A 22293-nucleotide genomic window follows, 5' to 3' on the forward strand; every position below is an offset into this window, starting at 1 on the left:
CCGTCATCCCGCGATCTGGCTCGTCGAGCGTTCGTGGATCGTCGCGCCGGTCTCGGCATCCATGGCCGCCAGGCTGACTTCATAACCCCAAAGCCTGCGGATGTGACGAAGCGTGGCGTCGCGGCTGGCATCCTCGAGAAGGATGCCGTCATTGACCTTGTGCTGCAGCCGCAAATGGCGGTCGCCGAGCAGATCGACATCCACCACCTGAATGTCCGGCCGGTTCGCGCCGAGATCATAACTGTTGGCGAGCGCGGCGCGTATCTTGGCGTAGCCGCGCTCATCGTGGATGGACGCGACCAGGCAATGCGGCTGGTCGGCAGCGTCGCCGAGCACAAAAAACCGCCATTTCCGGATCAAGGCCGGGCTGAGGTACTGGCGGATGAAGGATTCGTCGCGATGCTCGGCCCAGGCGTCCAGCAGGACCTCGCGCCAGTTGCCCTGGCCGGCCATGTCGGGGAACCAATCGCGGTCCTCGGCCGTGGGTTCGGTCGAGATGCGCTGAATGTCCTGCATCATGTCGAGGCCGAGAGCATAGGGGTTGATGCCTGAAAAACGCGGATCGTCGAAGGCCGGCTGGAAGACCACGTTGGAATGATTGCGCAGGATTTCGAGCATGGCGCCTTCGCTGATCTGGCCGCGGTCGAACAGCATGTTCATCAGCGTATAGTGCACGAAAGTGGCACAACCTTCGTTCATCACCTGTGTCTGCCGTTGCGGGTAAAAATATTGCGCGATGACACGAACGATCCTGATGATCTCGCGCTGCCAGGGCTCCAGGACTGGGCTGTTCTTTTCCAGGAAATAGAGCAGGTTTTCCTCGGGCAGATTGAGCGATTTCTTCCACTCTGGGTCCTGGCCCTTGTCGTTGGCCGCTTGCTGCGAGGCCGGCAGCGTACGCCACAAGTCGTTGTAGGAGCGTTCCTCGTATTCGAGACGCTCGCGAATTCCTTCGCGTTGCCGTTCCGACGACAACCTCGGCGGCCGGTGATAGCGGAACACGCCCTGATCCATCAGCGCGTGGGCGGAATCGAGAACAGCCTCGACGGCGGCGAGGCCGTGCCGCTCCTCGCAGCGGACTATGTAGCCCTTGGCGAAGTCCAGGTAGCTGAGGATCGCACCCGCATCCGTCCACTGTTTGAACAGCTGATTGTTCTTGAAGAAATGATTGTGCCCGAGCGCTGCGTGGGCCGTCACCAGGGCCTGCAGGGCCATGGTGTTTTCCTCCATTAGATAGACGATGCAGGGATTGGAATTGATGACCAGTTCATAGGCAAGCCCCCGCCCGCCCTTGCGATAGAGCAGATCCTGGTGGAGGAAATGTTTGCCGAAAGACCAGTGACGGTACATCAATGGCATGCCGATGGACGAATAGGCGTCGAGCATCTGCTGCGACGAGATGATCTCCATCTGAACGGGATAGGTGTCCAGATGAAGCTCTTCGACCGCAAGTGCCTCGATAGCGTCATAGGTCCGCGACAATGTTTTGAAATCCCAGTCGGACCCTGAAAAAAGCAGGCTGGATTTGCTCGCTTGTCTGGCCATCGGGAACCTCATGCCCTCTTGAGGGCGGCCGGCTGCCTGCCAAAGAGCTGGCGAAAAACCGGATAGATATCGGCGGGTGTGGCGATGCGGCTCATCTGGAAGTTCGGCCATTTCTGGTCGATGGAGTTGTAGGCACGCCACAGCGATGTCCCGTTTTCTGTCGAGCCGAAAATATGGGCTTCACGCTCGTCGATGATCTCGACATAGGCAAAATACTGGCACAGCCGCATGAGCTCGCCATTGAGCAGCGAAATGCATCGCTCCGAATCGCCGGCGAAATTGTCGCCGTCCGAGGCCTGGGCGGCATAGATGTTCCAGTCATGGGCCGGGTAGCGGCTGGTGATAATACGGTGCATTTCCTCCAGCGCGGTGGAAACGACGGTGCCGCCGCTTTGGGTGTTGTAGAAAAATGTTTCCTCGTCGACCTCCTGAGCCAGGTGCGTGTGGCGGATGAAGACAATCTCGATGCGGTCGTAGCGCCGTTTCAAGAACAGGTGCAGCAAGACGAAGAAGCGCTTGGCCAGATCCTTCTCGCGCTCGCCCATGGACCCGGACACGTCCATAAGACAGAACATGACGGCATTGGCGTTCGGCACCGGCCGGGAATCGAAGCGGTTGAAGCGGATGTCGACCGGATCGACATAGGCAATCCGGCGGCGGCGGCGTTCCAGCCGGTCGAGTTCTTCGCGCAATGCCGCAATACGCTGGCGCGCGTCGGCGCTGGATGGCGTCGACTCGAGCGAGGCGATTTCCTCGAGGATCGCATCCAGTTCGACCTGCTTGGGGCGCCTCAGCGCAATGCGGCGGCCGTGGCTGTTGCGCATCGTGCGGCCAACATTGATGTTGGTCGGCGAACCTGTGGCGGCGAAGCCGGCTCTGCGCGGCTTGAAGGCAAGGATCTCCTTGAGGTTGAGCTTGACCATGTCCGGGAGCTCGAGATCCTCGAAGAAAAGATCGAGCACTTCCTCGCGCGACAGCACGAAACGAAAGTCGTCTTCAGATGCCTTGTTTCCCGGCGACGATGCCCCCCCGCCGCCCCCGCCGGGCTTGGGGATCAGGTCTCCAGCGGAGAAATGCCTGTTGCCCGGCAAGATGTGCTGGCGCCTGCCGCTGTCGCGGGCGTTGTTGAAGCTCGGCTCGCTTGTGCCTCTTTCGGGCATGCGCACGGCATGCTCGGAATCCGCGTCGGCGATCCTGCCGGTGCGGATCTGATCGCGTATGCTGCGTTTCAATTCCTCGCGCGCGCGTCGCAGGAAGCGCTGGCGATTGCCGAGGCTTTTGTCTTTCGGGTTCAGGCGGCGGTCGATGAAGATCGGCATGGAACCATCCGGGTTCTCTAACCCGCCCTGTTCACCCGCATGTACCAGTCCACAAGGCGACGCACCTGCCGCTCGGTGTAGCCGCGCTCGACCATCCGCTGCACGAATTCATTGTGCCGCTTTTCCGTGACACTGTCCTGCTTGGAGCCGAAACTGATCACCGGCAGGAGGTCCTCGACCTGGCCGAACATGCGTTTTTCGATGACTTCCCGCAGCTTTTCGTAACTTGTCCACGCCGGGTTGCGGCCATGGTTTCTTGCACGGGCGCGCAGGGTGAATTTCACCACCTCATTGCGGAAGTCCTTGGGATTGGCGATGCCGGCCGGTTTTTCGACCTGTGAAAGCTCGTTGTCCAAAACCTCGCGGTTGAGGATCTGGCCTGTGTCGGGATCCTTGTAGTCCTGGTCTTCGATCCAAGCGTCGGCATAGGCGATGTAGCGGTCGAAAAGGTTCTGGCCGTACTCGCTGTAGGATTCCAGATAGGCTTTCTGGATCTCATGGCCGATGAATTCGGCATACCGCGCGGCCAGCTCGGACTTGATGAACTCCAGATAGGCGGCTTCCGTCTCCTTCGGAAACTGTTCGCGCTTGATTGCCTCCTCCAGGATGTACATGAGATGCACGGGGTCGGCGGCCACCTCTTCGGTGTCGTAGTTGAAGGTCTGCGACAGGATCTTGAAGGCAAAGCGCGTGCTGACGCCTGCCATGCCCTCATCTACGCCGGCGGCGTCCCGATATTCCTGAACCGACTTTGCCTTGGGGTCGACTTCCTTGAGGTTCTCGCCATCATAGGCGCGCATCTTGGTGTAGAGCGGCGAATTGTCGTGCTCGGCCAAGCGGGTCGAGACGGTAAACCGGCTGAGGATGTCCAGCACCTCTGGAGCGCAGGGACTGGCGGCCAATTCGCTCTCCCGCAACAGTTTCTCGTAGATCTGCCGCTCTTCGGTTATCCGCAGGCAATACGGCACCTTGACGACGAGGATGCGATCGAGGAAAGCCTCATTGTTCTTGTTGTTCTTGAATTGCAGCCATTCCGACTCGTTGGAATGGGCCACGATGATCCCCTGGTAGGGAAAGGCGCCGAAATTTTCGGTGCCGTTGTAGCTGCCTTCCTGGGTGGCCGTCAGCAGCGGATGCAGGACCTTGATAGGCGCCTTGAACATTTCGACGAATTCAAGCAGGCCCTGGGTGGTCCGGTTCAGTCCACCGCTATAGGAATAGGCGTCCGGATCGGACTGGCTGAAGTTTTCCAATTGCCGGATGTCCACCTTGCCGACCAGGGCCGAGACGTCCTGATTGTTCTCGTCGCCGGGCTCGGTCTTGGCGATGGCGATCTGGCGCAGTCGCGACGGCATCAGCTTGACGACGCTGAACTTGGAAATGTCGCCGGAAAGTTCGTCGAGGCGCTTGGCCGCCCATGGCGAAATGAGCCCGTTCAAGCGGCGTCGTGCAATGCCGTATTTATCCTCCAGCAGGTCGCCCATGCGATCGGGATGGAAAAGGCCAAGCGGCGATTCGAAAACCGGGCTGACCTGGTTGCCGACCTTCAGCGTGTAGATCGGACGCTGTTCCATCAACTTCTTCAGCCGCTCGGCAAGGGAGGATTTGCCGCCGCCCACCGGGCCGAGCAAATAGAGGATTTGCTTGCGCTCCTCGAGCCCCTGGGACGCATAGCGAAAATAGCCGGCGATGCGCTCGATTGTATCCTCCATGCCGTAGAAATCGGCGAAGGAGGGGTACACTTTCAGGGTCCGGTTGGAGAAAATGCGGCCGAGCCGCTCATCCTTGCTGGTGTCGACCAGGTTCGGCTCGCCGATCGCCTCGACCATCCGTTCAGGCGCCGAGGCATACATCGACTTGTCCTCGCGGCAGGCAAGGAGATATTGCTGGATGCTGATCTCTTCCTGCGCCGCGTTGGTGTAAATTTCCGAAAAGAGATCGAAGACGTCAGACTGGTTCTCTCGCATGATGCTTTTGCCCTCGGAGCCGCTGTGGCTTCCATTCGGCTCGTCTCGCATTCAACTGCCGGGGGGCACCGTTTGTTCCCTTCATGTGAAGAGGTGGCCGCGATCTTAAGGATTGAGGCTACTCCGCGAGACCAAAGCGCTCGTTGCGGAGCCGTATTCAGCGCGGGTAGCGGGTGTGTTGCGAACCCCTGACTGGACGGCTGGGGCGGCCGCGTGCAGTCTTGCCTTGCCAGGAGACAATGATGATCGATCGACGAAGCCTGATCATGGCCTCCATGGCGGCGATGCTGCCGTTGGAAGCGTCGGCCGCGTGGAAAACACGCCGGCCCACGCCAGAAACCTTCGACTACGGGCCGGCCAAGCTCGACATCTACGCGCCCGATGGTGCAATCGGCCTGCCGGTCGTGGTTTTCGTTCATGGCGGCACCTGGCAGTTTGGCAAACGCAGTCAGGTGGACGCCAAACCGGCCTTCCTGCTCGCCAACGGCTTCTGCTTCGTCTCCATCGATTACCGCATGCTGCCGCAGGCCAATGTCGCCACCCAGGCTGGTGACGTCGAAAAGGCCTATGCTTACATCAGGGCCAACATCGCCCGGCATGGCGGCGATCCCAACCGCATCGTCGGCATGGGCCATTCGGCCGGCTGCCATCTGGTTGCGCTGACCGGCATGCGCAGCGGATTGCCGGGCATAGCCGCGCTCATCCTCGACGACACCAGGGCCTATGATCTTGCAGCACTTGCCAAGAATGGCGGTATGGTCCGGGCCTATGCCCGCGTCTTTTCCGATCCCGCGCAATGGGCGGCACTTTCGCCGGCCAGCTATGTCGACGGCCGCAAGCACCCGCCGACTTTCATCGCCTATTCGCGGGCATCGGGCCGGAGCGAGGACTCCAAGGCCTTTGCCGAGCGCCTGCGCTCGACGGGCACCAAGGTTACGCTGTTCGACGGCAGCGCCTATACGCATATGTCGATCAATCGCGATTTCGGCGAGGACGGCGACGCGCTGACCGCGGCCGCGCTGGCATTCCTGAAATCGACGGTTGGCTGATCTTTACGGCACTGGATTAGATCAAAAGTAGCGGCAGGACATTGCTGTGCAGGTGCTCGCGGGTGCAGCTGCTCTGCGATCTTGAGCGGGAGGGAATTGCATGAACGGCGCCGATGTCCTGTGTGACGTGCTTCTGGCCAATGATGTGACGGTCTGCTTCGCCAATCCCGGCACCTCCGAAATGCACTTCGTTGCAGCGCTTGACCGCAAGCCGAAAATGCGTTGCGTGCTCGGGCTGTTCGAAGGCGTGGTGACGGGTGCCGCCGATGGCTATGCGCGGATGACCGATCGGCCGGCCGCGACGCTGCTGCATACCGGTCCCGGCCTGGCCAATGGGCTGGCCAACATGCACAATGCCCGGCGTGCCTTCAGCCCGATGATCAACATCGTCGGCGACCACGCCTCTTACCATCTGCCGCTCGATGCCCCACTCACCAGCGATATCGAGAGCCTTGCGGCGCCGATGTCCAACTGGGTCGGCCGCGTCAAGGGTCCGGCCGATGTCGTGCTGGCAGCTGAAGCGGCCTTTCGCGCCTCGCTGACACCACCCGGCGTCGCGACCCTGATCCTGCCGGCGGATGCCGCCTGGGGCGAAGTCGACGCGGTTTTGCCCGGCAAGGTGACGTTGGCGCCGACGCCGGCCGTCGATATGGACGCGGTACGCAAGATCGCCGCGGCGATCCGTGCCGCTCCGGGCCGGGCCGGCATGATCGTTCGCGGAAAGGCCGCGCGCGCCGATGCGCTCGCCATCGCCGGGCAGATCTCGACGGGCAGCGACGTCCGGCTGTTCGGCGAGGTTCTGATCGCACGGATGCAACGCGGGCGCGGGCGTGTCGCGCCGATCCGCATCCCCTATCCGGTCGATGCGGCGATGGCTGTGCTGAGCGACGTCGATGTTCTGATCCTGGTCGGCGCAAAGGAGCCGGTTGCCTTCTTCGCCTATCCGGGAAAACCGGGACGGCTTGTCCGGGCAGGCTGCGAGGTGCTGACATTGGCCGCCCATGGCGACGATCTGCATGCGGCGCTGGAGGCGCTTCGCGACGAACTTGGCATCAAGCCGTCGCAACACAAGGTGCTGGCGGCCGCTTTTCCCGACGAGGCAACGCCGAACGGCAAGCTGACGGAAGATGCCGTCGCACTTTCGGTGGCGCGCAAACTGCCGGCCGATGCGATCGTCTGCGATGAAGCGGTCACCTCGGCCAGGCGTTTCTTCGCGCTGTCGGCCTTTGCCGCGCCGCACGACTACATGATGGGCACGGGCGGATCGATCGGTGGCGGCATCCCGATGGCGACCGGGGCGGCAATCGCCTGTCCCGACCGCAAGGTGGTCAATCTCGAAGCCGACGGCAGCGGCATGTACACGGTGCAGGGATTGTGGACGCAGGCGCGGGAAAAGCTCGACGTGGTGACGATCGTGTTTTCCAACCGAACCTATGCGATCCTGCATGGCGAGATGAAGAATGTCGGCGTCGGCGCCATCGGCGAGAACGCCAGGCGCATGCTCGACCTCGACCATCCCTCGCTCGACTGGGTATCGCTGGCCAAAGGCATGGGCGTGGAGGCGGCTCGCGCCGATACGTGCGAGCGCTTCGACGCGTTGCTGGACAGTGCGCTGTCACGGCGCGGGCCGTTCCTCATCGAAGCGGTGCTCTGAGCGCGGGGAAGCGACCTACCAGCGGGTCTTTTCGCCGGGAGCCGCGGGTTCGATCGCCAGCGCATGCACGCCGGCCTTCAGTTCGTCGGCAAGCAGTTCGTTGACGGCGCGGTGACGGTCGATGCGGCTCATGCCGGCAAAGGCGGAAGCGACGACGCGGACGCGAAAATGCGTCTCGCCGGTGCCGTCGTAAGTGCCGTGATGGTCGGAGCCGTGATGGTGGTGGCCGGCATGGAGATGGCTCTCGTTGATGATAACCAGCCTGTCCGGCGAAAATGCCTTGTTGAGCTTGTCTTCCATGGTCGCCTGTATGGACATCGCCATCTCCCTTCACCACATATCGTTGGCGTCTCGGCCTGGAAACCGAAAATCGGTTTCGCGAGGGGCCGCCGCCGCGCAACAAAATCCGCCATTCGCCTGCTTTATGCCGCGATTCAGCGGTTAGGGCGATGATCGCGAAAATGTCAATTCTTGTTTCGCATCTGCGAACGCCCCATAAATGGGTAAGATGAAGCCGTACCCCAAATATTTCGAGAAGATTCGCGTCCGCCCCGACAAGGACGCGGAGCTGAAGTCGCACTCGCCGATCTGCCAGTGGGACGGCTGCAAGGAAGCGGGCACCCATCGTGCGCCGGTCGGGCGCATGAAGGAGGGTGAGTATTTCCACTTCTGCTTCGATCATGTGCGCGAGTACAACAAGGGCTTCAACTACTTTTCCGGCGTACCGGACACCGAGGTCGCGCGCTTCCAGAAGGAAGCCATGACCGGGCACCGGCCGACCTGGAAGATGGGCGCCAACGGGGCCTCGACCCGGTCGTCGCCCGATATGGCCCAGATGCGTTCCGGCCGCGCCGGCTACTATAACCGCATGCGCGACCCGTTCGACCTGTTCAAGGGACCCAAGGATCCGCGCGAGGCGCGCGAGCGCAAGGCCAAGCCGCTTGAGGCCAAGGCGCTGGAAACGCTTGGTCTTGATACAAAGGCGACTGGCAAGGAGATCAAGGCGCGCTATAAGGAACTGGTGAAACTGCACCATCCGGATGCGAATGGTGGCGACAGAGGTTCGGAAGACCGGTTCCGCGATGTGCTGCAGGCCTATCGCGTGCTCAAACAGGCGGGCCTGTGCTGAGCGGCCATACGGTTCGTGTCGTTTTCCAACTTTCATAAGGTTGGAAAAGGCTCTAAGACCGCCCCCGGACAAAATCGATTGCCGGCGAAATCAGACGTTTCGCCCGTGGAGACGTTGAGAGATATGAACAAGGTCGATCGTGACATCGCCAACCTGCCCGACACGACGGTGTCGGTGAAGGAGAAATTCGGCTTCGAGTCCAAGATGGTGGTGCCGGCCTATTCGGTGACATCGGAGCATGTGCCGGACATCGATCCGGACTATCTGTTCGACAAGAACACGACGATGGCGATCCTTGCGGGCTTTGCCTACAACCGCCGCGTCATGGTGTCGGGTTATCACGGCACCGGCAAGTCGACCCATATCGAACAGGTCGCCGCCCGCCTCAACTGGCCTTGCGTGCGCGTCAACCTCGACAGCCATGTCAGCCGTATCGATCTCGTCGGCAAGGACGCGATCGTCGTCAAGGACGGTTTGCAGATCACCGAATTCCGCGACGGCATCCTGCCCTGGGCCTACCAGCACAATGTCGCGCTGTGCTTCGACGAGTACGATGCCGGCCGTCCGGATGTGATGTTCGTCATCCAGCGCGTGCTGGAATCGTCGGGCCGGCTGACGCTGCTCGACCAGAGCCGGGTCATTCGCCCGCATCCGGCCTTCCGGCTGTTCTCGACCGCAAACACGGTCGGCCTTGGCGACACCACCGGCCTCTATCACGGCACCCAGCAGATCAACCAGGCGCAGATGGACCGCTGGTCGATCGTCACCACGCTGAACTATTTGCCGCACGACAACGAAGTCGCCATCGTGCTGGCCAAGGCCAAGCACTATCGCGACGGCAAGGGCAAAGACATCGTCAACAAGATGGTGCGCGTCGCCGACATGACGCGCTCGGCCTTCATCAACGGCGATCTGTCGACCGTGATGAGCCCGCGCACCGTGATCACCTGGGCCGAGAATGCCGAGATATTCGGCAATATCGGCATGGCGTTCCGGCTGACCTTCCTCAACAAGTGCGACGAACTGGAGCGCTCGGTGGTGGCCGAGTTCTACCAGCGCGCCTTCGGCGAGGATTTGCCCGAGAGCGCCGCCAACGTGGTGCTGGGGTAAGCACAGTCTCAATGGCGGGGCCGGGCGACAACACGCGCAACAAGTCGAAGACGGGGTCTGAAGCCGACAGCTTCAAGCGTGCCGTCACCGTCTGCATGCGCGCCATTGCCGGCGACAAGGAACTGGAAGTCGGTTTCGCCAAGGACCGGCCGGCGCTCGCCGGCAGCCGTGCGCGCTTGCCCGAATTGCCGAAGAAGGCGTCGAAGACCGATATTGCGATCACCCGCGGCCTCGGCGATTCCATGGCGCTGAAGCGCGCCTGCCACGATGTGCGCATCCACACCAAGCTGGCGCCGGAAGGCAAGGCGGCCCGCGCCATCTATGACGCGGTCGAGCAGGCCCGCGTCGAGGCGATCGGGTCTCGCGCCATGCAGGGCGTCGCCGACAATATCGGTTCGATGCTGGAGGACAAATACGCCAAGGCCAACCTCGTCGACATCAAGGACAAGGCCGACGCGCCGATCGAGGAAGCTCTTGCCCTGATGGTGCGCGAGAAGCTGACCGGCCGTCCGGTCCCGAAAAGCGGCGAGCGGCTGGTCGAGCTCTGGCGCCCCTGGGTCGAGGAGAAGGCCAAGGCCGACCTCGACGGATTGTCGGCCAAGCTCGGCGACCAGCAGGCGTTCGCCCGGGTCGTGCGAGAGATGCTCGCCTCCATGGAGATGGCCGAGGAACTCGGCGACGACCAGGAGACGGAAGATTCCGAGGACAATGACGACAACCAGCCGCAAGGCGAGGAGCAGAGCGAGGAGGGCGGCGAAGAGGATTCCGGCTCCGAGCAGTCGCAGTCCGAGGATGCCGAAGCTTCGGCCGATGACGAGCAGTCGGCCGAGACGGAAGCCTCCGACGCCACCGCCGACGATCTGTCCGACGATGACGACGCCGATGCCGAAACACCCGGCGAAGCGCGCCGCAACGACAATCCCTTCACCAATCTGCCGAAAGAGATCGACTACAAGGTCTTCACCACCGCTTTCGACGAGACGGTCGGCGCCGAGGAGCTGTGCGAAGAAGAAGAGCTCGACCGGCTGCGCGCCTTCCTCGACAAGCAGCTCGCCAACCTGTCCGGCGTCGTCGGGCGGCTGGCCAACCGCCTGCAGCGCCGGCTGATGGCGCAGCAGAACCGCTCCTGGGACTTCGACCTGGAAGAGGGCTATCTCGACCCGGCACGGCTGGTGCGGGTCGTCATCGATCCGATGCAGCCGCTGTCGTTCAAGCAGGAGCGCGACACCAAGTTCCGCGACACGGTGGTGACGCTGGTGCTCGACAATTCCGGCTCGATGCGCGGCCGGCCGATCACGGTCGCCGCCACCTGCGCCGACATATTGGCGCGCACGCTGGAGCGCTGCGGCGTCTCGGTCGAGATCCTCGGCTTCACCACGCGGGCGTGGAAGGGCGGGCAGGCGCGCGAGAAATGGCTGAAGGACGGCAAGCCGCCGAATCCTGGCCGGCTCAACGATCTGCGCCACATCATCTACAAATCGGCCGACCATCCGTGGCGGCGGGCACGGCGCAATCTCGGCCTGATGATGCGCGAAGGCCTGCTCAAGGAAAATATCGACGGCGAGGCGCTGCTGTGGGCGCATAACCGGCTGATCGCCCGGCCCGAGCAGCGCAAGATCCTGATGATGATCTCGGACGGCGCGCCGGTCGACGATTCGACGCTGTCGGTCAATCCGGGCAATTATCTCGAACGCCATCTGCGCGCCGTCATCGAGCTGATCGAGACGCGTTCGCCGGTGGAACTCTTGGCCATCGGCATCGGCCACGATGTCACGCGCTACTACCGCCGCGCCGTCACCATCGTCGATGCCGAGGAGCTGGCTGGCGCCATGACCGAGCAGCTGGCTTCGCTGTTTGCCGAGGAAAGCGCGAAGGATACGCGGCGCGGCGGTGGTATGCGGCGCGCCGGATGATCTCCAGGCGCGGCGGCTTTCAGCAGACGCTTTTCGCCGCCATCGCCCTGCTTTCCGGCTTGGCTTCGGCGGCAGCCGGTTCGCCCGACTCTGGTTCTGTCGAACCGGTCGAAATCTCGGCCCGCCCGATCACCGAATTTCACATTGGCCGTGCCGACAAGCAATTCGGCCCTTTCGAATTCGTCGGCGGGCTGGAGATGACCTCGCCGACACGCGATTTCGGCGCGCTGTCGGCCTTCCGCTTCCTGAAGGCCGGCGGCGACTTCATCGGCGTTGCCGACACCGGCTTCTGGTTCTTCGGCACGGTGGTCCGCGACGCGGAAAAGCGGCCCTCCGGCATCCAGAATTTCCGCATGCAGCAGATGGTCGACGAGACCGGCCGGCCGATCGACAGGAAATGGGAGGTCGATGCGGAAGGCCTCGCGGTCAAGGACGGCATTGCCACCGTCGGCTTCGAGCGCAGCCACCGCGTCGCCCAGTTCAAGATCGACGCCAACGACATGAAGGCGCCGTTCAAGCCGCTGGATTTCGTCGTTCCGGCCCAGGAGCTGCGCCAGAATCGCGGCTTCGAGACCGTCACCCACGCCAATGCCAACGGTCAGCATGAGGGCGGCCTGGTCGTGGTCTCCGAAAAGAGCCTCGACAAGGCCGGCAACATCTATGCCGCCATCATCGAGGGGCCGCACAAGGGCGTCTTTACTGTCAAGCGCAACGGCGATTTCGACATCACCGACGGCGCCTTCCTGCCGGATGGCGATCTGCTGCTTCTGGAGCGCAGTTTCTCGATGGCGAGGGGCGTCAAGATGCGGCTGCGGCGCATCTATGGCGAAAGCGTCGAGAAGGGCGCGGTCGCCGACGGGCCGGTGCTGCTGGAGGCCGACATGGGCTACCAGATCGACAATATGGAAGGGCTCGACGTCTGGACCCGCGACGACGGCGCGCTGATGGTGTCGCTGATCTCCGACGACAACCACTCGATCCTGCAGCGCAACCTCTATCTGGAATTCATCCTGCACCAGGATTGAGCCCGCCGGCTTTACGTCTTGGTGGCGATCCAGATGATATGGCGCGCGCCGCGCTTGCCGTTGGCGCGCGTACTGACCTCTTCGACCCCGAAGCCTGCCTGCTTCAGCCGCCGCGTGAAGCCGATGTCGGGGCCTTGCGACCACACCGCCAGCACGCCGCCCGGCTTGAGGGCGTTGCGTGCGGCTGCGAGGCCCTGCAGGCTGTAGAGCGCGTCGTTGGATTTGTGGACGATGCCTTCCGGGCCGTTGTCGACATCGAGCAGGATGGCGTCCCAGGCCGCGGGCTGCGAGCGTATCAGCTGCCCGACATCGGTCTCCTGGATGGTGACGCGCGGATCGTCGAGACAGCCGCCAAAGATTTCGGCCATCGGACCGCGCGCCCAGGCGACAACGGCCGGCACCAGTTCAGCGATGACGATTCCGGCATCATTGGCCAATTCTGCAAGCGCGGCGCGCAAGGTAAAACCCATGCCAAGCCCACCGATCAGGATTGTTGGCTGGCTATGGCCGGCAATCCGCCCGCAGGACAGTTTTGCCAGCGCTTCCTCGGAACCGCTGAGGCGGCTGTTCATGAGCTCGTTGGTGCCCAGCATGATCGAGAATTCGGTGCCGCGCCGCTTGAGGCGAAGTTCTTGTCCGCCGTCTGGGGTCTTCGCTGAATCGAGCTGGATCCACGGGATCATGATCTTTGTCCGACCATGATCTTTTCCGAAAACTGGGTCCCACTTTTCGGGATCATGGTTTAAGCCGCAACCGCGGGCTGGCTCCAGCGGGCGGCGAGCAGCCGGTAGGGGATGAGTGCGACGACGGCGATGATCAGTTTCACCGAGAGATCACCAAGCGCCCAGGAGATCCAGCGCATCGCCTCGACATGGAAGACGCCCATCAAGGGTGCGTTTTCCAACGCAAAGCCGTCGTTTGGTCCGGCGAAGGCAAAGGCAGCCGAGAAAGCGACGGTGAAGAACACGGCGGTGTCGAACACCGACCCGACCAGCGTGCCGATGATCGGCGCCCGCCACCAGCTCTGCCGGCGCAGCCGGTTGAACACGGTGACGTCGAGCAGTTGCGCGGAAAGGAACGCCGCTCCGGACGCGGCCGCGATACGCACCAGCCGGTCGGCGGCGGTCTCGAATTCGATCAGGCCGTGACGGAACAGGAAGGGCGGGACAAGGATCGAGCAGATCACCGCCGTCATGAAGCCGACAAGGACGATCCGGCGCGCCACAGTGGGTCCGTAGCGGCGGTTGGCGAGGTCTGTGACCAGGAACGAGAAGGGATAGGTGAAGGCCCCCCAAGTCAGAAGGTCGGCCAGCGAGAGGCCCCCGATCTGGCCCTGCATCGGGAATTGCACGAGAATGTTCGATGCCACGACGACAAGCGCCATGGCGGCCACGAAGGGCAAATACCGCGAGAAGGAAGTCATTTTTTTATCCTGGGTAATGGAACCAGCCAAGCATCATGCCCATGCGGGCGATGCTCGCCTTCATATGTGGGCACCGGATTGCCAAAACCTTGCGGCTTCGATCCGATGCCCCAAGGCCAACAAGATGTTGGCCAGAGGCCAACAAGATGTTGGCCAGGGCGGTCGTCCCCCGCCTTTGAACTGTTTAAGCGGCAGCCTGCTCGGCGGTCTTCTTGGCGATCTGCTTCTTCAGCAGACGGGCGCGCTGCGACAATTCCTTGACGTCGGCCTTGGCCAGGAAGGCGTCGAGACCGCCGCGATGTTCGACCGAACGCAGTGCGTTGGCCGAAATGCGCAGGCGCACATTTTGGTTCAGCGCTTCCGAAATCAGCGTCACATTGACGAGGTTCGGCAGGAAGCGACGCTTGGTCTTGTTGTTGGCGTGGCTCACATTGTTGCCGGACATGACTGCCTTGGCAGTGAGTTCGCAGGTGCGGGACATTGTTCTAACCTTCAGTTCTCGGGGTCTGCCAAACACTCAAGCCCACGCCGGGTGGCGCGCGGTTCTGGTCAGGCGGCCTTATGGAAAAAGTTGGCGTTCCATAGTTGCATTTCGCCGAGGCGTCAAGCTCCTGCATTGCCCACGGCGCGCCCGGCATTTTCATATTAAGGCCGGAATTCATCCTATAAGCGGTCTCATAGGGACATGCCAGACCGGAGTTGCCCGCCTCCGGCCGAAAATCAAGGACCCGATCCCGCCATGCTTCGTTCGTCACATGCCTTTGCCGCCATGCTTGCCGCAGCCTTGCCGTCCGCCGCGTCTGCTGCCTCGCCGCAGTCGTTCAAGGGCGAGTATACGGTGTCGTTCCTTGGACTTTCGATAGCGAAATCAACGTTTTCCAGCCGTTATGAGAACGGCGCCTACGCGATCGAAGGCAGCGTCAGCGCGGCAGGGTTGGCAAAACTGTTCGACGACACGCGTGGCACGATCTCGTCCAAAGGCACGATTGCGGGCAAGAGGATGGTGCCGCAGGCATTCCGCGCCGATTACACCTCCGGCAAGAAGGCATCGGTGGTCGACATCCGCTTTGCAAATGGCAGGGTCACCTCGACGCAGGTCGTCCCGGCGCCGGGCAGGCGCGACCCCAAGAGTTGGGTGCCGCTCGGTGCCGGCGACCTGGCATCGGTGCTCGATCCGATGGCTGCCACCGTCATCCATGCCGACAGCCTCGACCAGGTCTGCGGCCGCACGGTAAAGTTCTACGACGGCGAGATGCGCGCCGATCTGACGCTGACCTACGCTTCGAAGGGCACGATCTCGGTGCCGGGCTACAAGGGCGACACGGTTACCTGCCGGATGGGCTTCGAGCCGGTGGCTGGCTATCGCAAGGGCCGCAAGGCGCTCAACTATCTCAAGAGCAAAAGCCGCATGATGGTGACGTTTGCACCGCTCGGCCAAACCGGCGTATATGCGCCGATCCATGCCACGGTGGGCACGCAGATCGGCACCTTGACCATCAGCGCCGGACGTTTCGAAGCGGTACAATAGCCAGGCGCAGAATTGGCGCGCCACTGGAGACAGAATGGGGCGCGCAACACTGATCGGCTTTTCGGCGGTCGCCATGTGGGCGCTGCTCGCACTGCTCACCGATGCGTCGGGCCAGGTGCCGCCGTTCCTCTTGTCGGCGATCACCTTCTCGATCGGCACCGGTGTCGGGCTGGTCGCGCGGCTGTTCATGCCGGCACCCGACAAGAGCCAGAAGATACCGCCGCAGGTGTGGCTGATCGGCATTGCCGGGCTGTTCGGCTACCACTTTTTCTATTTCACCGCGCTGCGCAATGCGCCGGCGGTGGAGGCGAGCCTGATCGCCTATCTATGGCCTTTGCTGATCGTGCTCGGCTCGGCGCTGATGCCGGGCGAAAAACTGGCCTGGAACCATGTCGTCGGCGCGCTGCTCGGCCTTGCCGGCACCGTGCTGATCGTCACCAAGGGCGGGGGCCTCGCCTTCGACGCACGTTACGCCTTCGGCTATGCGATGGCCGCCGTTTGTGCCGTGCTGTGGTCGTCCTATTCGCTGTTGTCGCGGCGCTTCCCGTCGGTGCCGACCAGCATCGTCACCTGGTTCTGCGCAGCGACCGCGGTGTTGTCGCTCGCCTGCCACCTGGCGCTGGAACAGACGGTTCTGCCTGACGGTGCCGGCCAGTGGCTGGCCGTGCTCGGCCTTGGCCTGATGCCGGTGGGTGCTGCTTTCTATGCCTGGGACATCGGCGTCAAGCGCGGCAATATCCAGGTGCTGGGTGCTGCAAGCTACGCCGCACCGCTGTTGTCGACGCTGGTGCTGATCGCGGCCGGCGTCGCCGAGCCGTCGCTGCGCATCCTCGCCGCCTGCGTGCTCATCACCGGCGGGGCCGCACTTGCAGCGAAGTCGCTGTTCCTGCGCAAACCAGCGGCTGAGAGCGGAGCCAGGGCATCCCAAAGCGGAGCCGGGGCATGACGATGCCGTTTGCCGGCGGCATCGACGCAAATGCCAATGCGACACTGATCTTTTCGCTGGCGGCGGCGGTGATCTACGCCTTTACGCTTGGCATGCCACCAACGCTCGCCCGCTCGGCGGCAAAGACGCTCGCCGTGGCGATGCTTGCCGTGCTGGCCGGGCTGCAGGGCGGCCCGCTGCTGCTCGCCGCCGCGCTCGCCCTCAGCGCCGTTGGCGACGCATTCCTGTCGCGCGACGGTGAAAAGGCCTTTCTCGGCGGGCTGGCCAGTTTTCTTGTCGCCCACATCGTCTATGTCGCGCTGTTCCTGCGCAGCGGTGGCGGGTTGGGGGTGCTTGGCGCCGAGTCGTGGCGCGGAGCGATCGCGCTCGCCATGGCGGTGTTTGCGGCCGTCATGCTGGCGGCGCTGTGGCGGCGCGTCGGTCCCGGCCTGCGTATCCCGATCGCCGTCTATGTCGCTGCGATCCTGGCAATGGGTATCTCGGCGCTGACCACCAGCAACGTCTCCGTGATCGGCGGCGCGCTGTTGTTCATGGCATCCGACGGGCTGCTCGCCACGGAGAAATTCCTGGTGGCCGCCATCTCGCCGCACCGCGCCTGGATGCGCTTCGCCGTCTGGGCGCTGTACTACGCCGCCCAACTCGCGATCACGCTTGGGTCCCTGCTATATCCGGGCTCTTATTGAGCTACGGTTGTTTCGGCTGCCAGCCGGGTGCTGCCAGTTCGAAGGCGGCAAACTCGAAGCCCGGCGCGACGGTGCAGCCGACCAGCGTCCATTCGCCGAGGCTGCGCGCCGATTGCCACCAGCCCGCCGGCACGACGATCTGCGGCCGCTCACCGGCTGCGAGATCGATTCCAAGCACCTGCTCCACAACGGTGCTGCCTTCTTCCCACATTGCCAGTGCCAGCGGGGCGCCGGCATGGAAATGCCAGACCTCGGCGGCGTCCTTGACCCGGTGCCAGGCCGAAACCTGATGCTCCTCAAGCAGGAAATAAATGGCGGTCGAATGGCCGCGCGCGCCGCCAGTGCCATCGCGAAAGGTCTCGGCATACCAGCCGCCTTCCGGATGCGGCTTCAGCCCGAGCGTCGCGATGATTTCGGCGGAGCTGGTCATGGCGTCGACGATATCACGGGCTCTAGAAGTTGTCCTTGCGCTTGCGGATTTCGGCAAAGACCTCGGCGTCGGAAGCCTTCTCCAGCCCAAGATGCTTGCGGATCGCCGGATCGTGCCAGCGCAGGAAGGGATTGGTCGACAGTTCCTCGCCGATCGTCGTCGGCAGCGTCGGCTTGTTCTCGGCGCGCAGCTTTTCGATCCTGGCGGCGCGTTCCTTCAATGCTGAATTGGACGGGTCGACGGTCAGCGCGAAACGGGCGTTGGAGAGCGTGTATTCGTGGCCGCAATAGATGGCCGTTTCAGCTGGAAGTGCAGCCAGCTTCTTCAGCGAATCATACATTACCGGCGGCTTGCATTCGAACAGCCGCCCACAACCCAGCGCAAACAGCGTGTCGGCGGTGAACGCCACGCTCGAGGCCGGCAAATAATAGGAAACGTGGCCGGCAGTGTGGCCGGGGGTGGCGATGACTTCGATCCTTTCATCGCCAAGATGGAGAACCGAGCCGTCTTCGACGGTCTCGTCGATGCCGGGGATCTTGGCCTTTTCGGCCTCCGGGCCGACGATGCGCAGCTTGAAGCGCTCCTTCAGCGTCAGATTGGCCTCAACGTGATCCATGTGGTGATGTGTGGTCAGGATCATCGTCGGCGTCCAGCCGGTGCGCTTTATCGCGGCCAATATTGGCGCTTCCTCGGGCGCATCGATGATCGCGGTCTGGCCGCTTTTGGGGTCATGCACCAGCACGCCGAAATTGTCGCTGCGGCACATGAACTGTTCGATTTCGACCGGCATCACATCTCTCCGTTATGGCCGCAGACATAGGGCGCTTGCGGGTCGATGTCATCCCGGATGTCGAATGACATTCCCGGAATGTCGGGTCGTCGCGGCCTTTTGTTGAAACCTGGCGACATCACGGCTACATCCCTGCCATGCATTCCGACATCGTCGATCTTCGCTCGTTCTATTCGACAACGCTCGGCCGGTTCGCCGAGCGTTCGATCACCATGGCGTTGTCGTCGATATGGGCGGCCGTTCCCAACGAGCGGCTGGTTGGTCTGGGCTACACCTTGCCGTGGCTGGAGCGGTTCGGCAGCGACGCCGAGCGGGTCTTCGCCTTCATGCCGGCAACGCAAGGCGCGGTGGTGTGGCCGGCGACGGGGCCGACGGCGACGGCACTGGTCTTCGACGAGGAACTGCCGCTGGTCGATTCCTGCATCGACCGCATGCTGCTCGTCCATTCGCTCGAACATGTCGAGAACCCGCGTGAGACGCTGAACGAGATCTGGCGCGTGCTGTCGCCGGCCGGCCGGGTGGTCATCGTCGTGCCCAACCGGCGCGGTGTCTGGGCGCGCTTCGAGCACACCCCATTCGGCAACGGCCGGCCCTTTTCGCGCGGCCAGCTTACGGAACTGCTGCGCGAGGCCAATTTCACGCCCGCCGCCTGGTCCGATGCGCTGTTCTTTCCGCCATCGCGGCGCCGTTTCATGATGCGCTTCCACAATGTACTGGAGCGCGCCGGCCGGCGGCTGTGGCCGATCTTTTCCGGGGTCATCGTGGTCGAGGCGCAGAAGCGGCTCTATCAAGGCGTGCCGGTGGCGCAGCGCGCATCGCGCCGCGTCTTCGTGCCGGTGCTGTCGCCGCATGGCGCCACCCGGCTTGGCCGTCACAAAGCGGATGCCAAGCCCTTGGCTGCGCGGGTGACGGCTTCGTGATCGCGGCAAGCGTGCCTGACGTCGTTTCCCTGCCTATCTGTCGCAAGCAGACCGACAGCCCATCCGGCAGCCCATACGAACGCCTGTCAAGTTTCTCCATCCGGTTGCAGCACTGACGCAAGGACCTCGGCCATGGCTGATCAACCGGACAATGCCGCCGCCGTTCAGCCGGTTGCCGTGGCGGTCGAGGCCAGCAGCCTGCACGATCAGGTGATGACGATCCGGCGGGCGCTTGCGGGATCGCCGGTTCGCAGATGGTTGCTGTGGACATCGGTCGGCATCATGGCCGTGATCATCGCAACGTCGATCGGCCAGGTTCTGCTCAACCGCTGGAACCAGCCTTTCTACGATGCGCTTGCCCGCCGCGACATGGCGGCCTTCTTGCACCAGCTCCTCGTCTTCGCGGCCATAGCCGGGGGACTTCTGGTGCTCAATATCGGCCAGACCTGGCTCAACCAGATGATCAGGCTCAAGCTGCGCGAGGCGCTGACGCTGGATCTGATCGATCAATGGATGCGGCCGGCGCGCGCCTTCCGGCTGGCCAATGCCGGCGCCATCGGCGTCAATCCCGACCAGCGCATGCAGCAGGACGCCGCGCATCTGTCCGATCTGTCAACCGATCTCGGCGTCGGCCTGCTGCAGTCATGCATCCTGCTCGTGTCCTTCGTCGGCGTGCTGTGGGAGCTGTCCTCGGGCTTCGTGTTCCACATCGGCGGGACCTCGCTGGCCATACCTGGCTATATGGTCTGGGCCGCCATCCTTTACGCCGGCATCGCCTCCTGGCTGAGTTGGCTGGTCGGGCGGCCGCTCATCCGCCTGAACAGCGACCGTTATACACGCGAAGCCGAGCTGCGCTCCTCGATGGTGCGCGTCAACGAGAATGTCGATGCCATTGCGTTGTATCATGGCGAGGCCGACGCCAGGCGGCGGCTCGAACTCGATCTCGGCACGGTGCTGGGCGCCATGCGGCGCATCTACACCGCCCAGATCAATCTGTCCTGGGTGACCGACACCTATGGCTGGATCACCGTCGTGGCACCCATACTGGTTGCTTCGCCGGTCTATTTCTCAGGTGATATCAGCTTTGGCGGGCTGATGATGGCGGTCGGCGCCTTCAACCAGGTCCACTCCTCCTTGCGCTGGTTCATCAACAACATCGGCAGCATCGCCGATTGGCGCGCCACGCTGATGCGCGTGGCCGATTTCCGCATCGCGCTCGATGAAACCGATGCGCTGCACGACACCGAAAAGCGCATCGCCTTTGGCCAAAACGTCAGTGGCAGCCTGACTTTCGAGAAGCTCGAAGTGGCCTCGCCGGAGGGCTGTACCAGGCTCGCCGACCCGCATGTCGAAATCCGCCCCGGCGAGCGCGTCATGATTACCGGCGATCCCGGTGCGGGCAAGACGCTGTTCTTTCGTGCCATTGCCGGCCTGTGGCCATGGGGAAGCGGCCGGATCGGCCTGCCGGCGGGAGAAACCCCCATATTCGTGCCGCGCGTGCCTTATTTTCCGGTCGGCACGTTGCGCGAAGTCCTCGATCACCCGAACGGCCCCGCGCCGGCGGACGATGCCGACATTTCGGCGGTGCTGGCCGAGGTCGGTCTGGGACGGCTATCCTCATCGCTCGACCGCGCCGGGCGTTGGGACCATGAGTTGGGCGATGACGAACAGCGCTCGCTGGCCTTCGCCAGGCTCGCGTTGCGGCAGCCGAAATGGGTGATCATCGACGAGGCGCTGGATGCATTCGACGGCCCATCGCTAAGACGCGTGCTGTCGATGCTCGAGAAGCGTTTGCCGGGGACAGCGATCCTCAACATCGGGCGCGGCCAGCACAACAACCACTTCTTCCCGCGCGCGTTGACGATCGTCAAGGATTCCGGTGCGCCAGCGCTGAAGCCCGCCCGCGTCAGAGCCGGCGCGATCGAACCGCCGCCAGTCGCCGCCCGCGGCAAGAAATGACCTGATATCCGGACCGGGAAGCAAAGCTTTATTTTGCCGTGATCGCGAGGGAAGCTCTTCGGGAGAACAACCTGGCGACGGCCATGCTTGATGCTCTGCGCCTGCTTGCCTGTCTTGCCTGCGCCCAGGCTGCTCCCGCCGCCTCGCCGCGGGATGCGCTCGCCGTCGACGTCGAGCTGGTGCTGGCAGTCGACATCTCGCTGTCGATGGACGAGAAGGAGTTCGCGCTGCAGCGCGCCGGTTATGTCGAGGCGCTGCGGCATCCCGACTTCATCAAGGCTGTCCGCGCCGGCGCCACGGGCCGCATAGCGCTGACCTATTTCGAGTGGGCCGGCACGGTGCGCGACGATGCGGTCATCGGCTGGCAGATCATCGATAGTGCCGAGAGCGCCAACAGCTTTGCCGACGAGGTCGCGGCGCGTCCGTTCCGCAGCTTTCGCGGCACTTCGATTTCCGGCGCGCTGGCCTTCGGTGCCGAGCTTTTCGACCGCACGTCTTTCCAGGGCGAACGTAGCGTCATCGACATTTCGGGCGACGGACCGAACAATATCGGACCGCCAGTCACCGCGACGCGTGATGCGGCGACTGCCAAAGGCATCGTCGTCAACGGCCTGCCGATCCTGATCAGCCCGTCGCCCACCTTCAGCCATCTCGACCAGTATTACGCGCAATGCGTGACCGGCGGGCCCGGTTCCTTCGTGCTGCCCATCTATGCCGCCGCGGAGTTTTCGACAGCCATCCGGCGCAAGCTGATCCTCGAAGTGAGCGGCATTCGGGACAAGGCGAGAATCACCCCCGTCGACGCGGCCAAGCCGATAGACTGCCTGCAGGGCGAACGGGACAGGCGGTTTTTATCGGATCCGTATTTTCCCGAACTTGACCGCTGAGCTCTCGATAGTGCGG

General features: G+C 63.1%; 21 protein-coding genes. 12 read left to right on the top strand and 9 right to left on the bottom strand.

Annotated elements, in window-relative coordinates:
• Nucleotides 1-3: 3 nt before the first annotated feature.
• The 3 genes from P3C39_RS23435 to P3C39_RS23445 are packed head-to-tail and all read right to left on the bottom strand — an operon-like array spanning nucleotide 4 to nucleotide 4831.
• A complete protein-coding gene (locus P3C39_RS23435) occupies nucleotides 4-1545 on the bottom strand; it encodes a SpoVR family protein (RefSeq protein ID WP_275954258.1) in 1542 nt (513 codons plus the stop codon).
• A gap of 8 nt (nucleotides 1546-1553) precedes the next feature.
• Complete coding sequence (locus P3C39_RS23440; protein WP_024503738.1) at nucleotides 1554-2864, bottom strand: YeaH/YhbH family protein; 1311 nt, start codon at nucleotides 2862-2864, stop codon at nucleotides 1554-1556.
• A gap of 17 nt (nucleotides 2865-2881) precedes the next feature.
• Complete coding sequence (locus tag P3C39_RS23445; RefSeq protein ID WP_063173809.1) at nucleotides 2882-4831, bottom strand: PrkA family serine protein kinase; 1950 nt, start codon at nucleotides 4829-4831, stop codon at nucleotides 2882-2884.
• 242 nt (nucleotides 4832-5073) lie between these two features.
• Between P3C39_RS23445 and P3C39_RS23450 the strand changes: the two genes are divergently transcribed.
• Nucleotides 5074-5880 (top strand): alpha/beta hydrolase, encoded by an 807-nt coding sequence (locus P3C39_RS23450; protein WP_275954257.1) that lies wholly within the window; start codon nucleotides 5074-5076, stop codon nucleotides 5878-5880.
• Between the two features lie 100 nt (nucleotides 5881-5980).
• On the top strand, nucleotides 5981-7534 hold the full coding sequence (locus P3C39_RS23455; protein WP_275954256.1) for an acetolactate synthase large subunit: 1554 nt from the start codon (nucleotides 5981-5983) through the stop codon (nucleotides 7532-7534).
• A 15-nt stretch (nucleotides 7535-7549) separates the two neighbouring features.
• Here P3C39_RS23455 and P3C39_RS23460 read toward each other — a convergent pair whose 3' ends face one another.
• Entirely contained in the window at nucleotides 7550-7852 is a 303-nt protein-coding gene (locus tag P3C39_RS23460) for a BolA family transcriptional regulator (RefSeq protein WP_013529365.1), read from the bottom strand.
• Nucleotides 7853-8033: 181 nt separating this feature from the next.
• On the opposite strand from P3C39_RS23460, the gene P3C39_RS23465 reads away from it, so the two are divergent.
• The 4 genes from P3C39_RS23465 to P3C39_RS23480 all read left to right on the top strand — a co-directional run bounded on the left by P3C39_RS23465 (nucleotide 8034) and on the right by P3C39_RS23480 (nucleotide 12711).
• Nucleotides 8034-8663 (top strand): J domain-containing protein, encoded by a 630-nt coding sequence (locus P3C39_RS23465; protein WP_013529366.1) that lies wholly within the window; start codon nucleotides 8034-8036, stop codon nucleotides 8661-8663.
• Nucleotides 8664-8786: 123 nt separating this feature from the next.
• Complete coding sequence (cobS, locus tag P3C39_RS23470) at nucleotides 8787-9773, top strand: cobaltochelatase subunit CobS (protein WP_013529367.1); 987 nt, start codon at nucleotides 8787-8789, stop codon at nucleotides 9771-9773.
• A gap of 11 nt (nucleotides 9774-9784) precedes the next feature.
• Nucleotides 9785-11686 carry a cobaltochelatase subunit CobT gene (cobT, locus tag P3C39_RS23475; protein ID WP_013529369.1) on the top strand — a complete coding sequence of 634 codons (1902 nt, stop codon included), beginning with the start codon at nucleotides 9785-9787 and terminating at the stop codon, nucleotides 11684-11686.
• A complete protein-coding gene (locus P3C39_RS23480; RefSeq protein WP_027162923.1) occupies nucleotides 11683-12711 on the top strand; it encodes an esterase-like activity of phytase family protein in 1029 nt (342 codons plus the stop codon). Before cobT ends, P3C39_RS23480 begins: the two co-directional genes overlap by 4 nt.
• 11 nt (nucleotides 12712-12722) lie before the next feature.
• On the opposite strand, the gene P3C39_RS23485 is transcribed toward P3C39_RS23480, so the two are convergent.
• The 3 genes from P3C39_RS23485 to rpmB form a co-directional block, all read right to left on the bottom strand.
• Nucleotides 12723-13394: a hypothetical protein gene (locus tag P3C39_RS23485; RefSeq protein WP_027162922.1), complete on the bottom strand. Its 672-nt coding sequence runs from the start codon at nucleotides 13392-13394 to the stop codon at nucleotides 12723-12725.
• Nucleotides 13395-13453: 59 nt separating this feature from the next.
• Nucleotides 13454-14134 (bottom strand): queuosine precursor transporter, encoded by a 681-nt coding sequence (locus P3C39_RS23490; protein ID WP_024503743.1) that lies wholly within the window; start codon nucleotides 14132-14134, stop codon nucleotides 13454-13456.
• Nucleotides 14135-14318: 184 nt separating this feature from the next.
• A complete protein-coding gene (rpmB, locus tag P3C39_RS23495; protein WP_013529373.1) occupies nucleotides 14319-14615 on the bottom strand; it encodes a 50S ribosomal protein L28 in 297 nt (98 codons plus the stop codon).
• 258 nt (nucleotides 14616-14873) lie between these two features.
• Here rpmB and P3C39_RS23500 point away from each other — a divergent pair, with 258 nt between their 5' ends.
• The 3 genes from P3C39_RS23500 to P3C39_RS23510 are packed head-to-tail and all read left to right on the top strand — an operon-like array spanning nucleotide 14874 to nucleotide 17291.
• Complete coding sequence (locus P3C39_RS23500; RefSeq protein ID WP_027162921.1) at nucleotides 14874-15662, top strand: DUF3108 domain-containing protein; 789 nt, start codon at nucleotides 14874-14876, stop codon at nucleotides 15660-15662.
• Between the two features lie 34 nt (nucleotides 15663-15696).
• Nucleotides 15697-16608 (top strand): EamA family transporter, encoded by a 912-nt coding sequence (locus tag P3C39_RS23505; protein WP_127366678.1) that lies wholly within the window; start codon nucleotides 15697-15699, stop codon nucleotides 16606-16608.
• The gene (locus tag P3C39_RS23510) at nucleotides 16605-17291 is read left to right on the top strand and encodes a lysoplasmalogenase (RefSeq protein ID WP_024503745.1); all 687 of its coding nucleotides are present in this window, start codon (nucleotides 16605-16607) and stop codon (nucleotides 17289-17291) included. Before P3C39_RS23505 ends, P3C39_RS23510 begins: the two co-directional genes overlap by 4 nt.
• A gap of 1 nt (nucleotide 17292) precedes the next feature.
• Here P3C39_RS23510 and P3C39_RS23515 read toward each other — a convergent pair whose 3' ends face one another.
• Both P3C39_RS23515 and gloB read right to left on the bottom strand, forming a co-directional pair.
• Nucleotides 17293-17721 (bottom strand): cupin domain-containing protein, encoded by a 429-nt coding sequence (locus P3C39_RS23515; protein ID WP_013529377.1) that lies wholly within the window; start codon nucleotides 17719-17721, stop codon nucleotides 17293-17295.
• A gap of 22 nt (nucleotides 17722-17743) precedes the next feature.
• Nucleotides 17744-18511 carry a hydroxyacylglutathione hydrolase gene (gene gloB / locus P3C39_RS23520; RefSeq protein WP_027162918.1) on the bottom strand — a complete coding sequence of 256 codons (768 nt, stop codon included), beginning with the start codon at nucleotides 18509-18511 and terminating at the stop codon, nucleotides 17744-17746.
• Between the two features lie 137 nt (nucleotides 18512-18648).
• Here gloB and P3C39_RS23525 point away from each other — a divergent pair, with 137 nt between their 5' ends.
• The 3 genes from P3C39_RS23525 (at nucleotide 18649) to P3C39_RS23535 (ending at nucleotide 22277) form a co-directional block, all read left to right on the top strand.
• Entirely contained in the window at nucleotides 18649-19431 is a 783-nt protein-coding gene (locus P3C39_RS23525) for a methyltransferase domain-containing protein (protein ID WP_013529379.1), read from the top strand.
• A gap of 132 nt (nucleotides 19432-19563) precedes the next feature.
• Complete coding sequence (locus tag P3C39_RS23530) at nucleotides 19564-21390, top strand: ABC transporter ATP-binding protein/permease (RefSeq protein WP_275954255.1); 1827 nt, start codon at nucleotides 19564-19566, stop codon at nucleotides 21388-21390.
• An 83-nt stretch (nucleotides 21391-21473) separates the two neighbouring features.
• Nucleotides 21474-22277 carry a DUF1194 domain-containing protein gene (locus P3C39_RS23535; RefSeq protein WP_063169101.1) on the top strand — a complete coding sequence of 268 codons (804 nt, stop codon included), beginning with the start codon at nucleotides 21474-21476 and terminating at the stop codon, nucleotides 22275-22277.
• The last annotated feature ends 16 nt before the right edge of the window (nucleotides 22278-22293 follow it).

The organism is Mesorhizobium sp. XAP4 (genome assembly GCF_029269325.1).
GTDB classification, from domain to species: domain Bacteria; phylum Pseudomonadota; class Alphaproteobacteria; order Rhizobiales; family Rhizobiaceae; genus Mesorhizobium; species Mesorhizobium ciceri.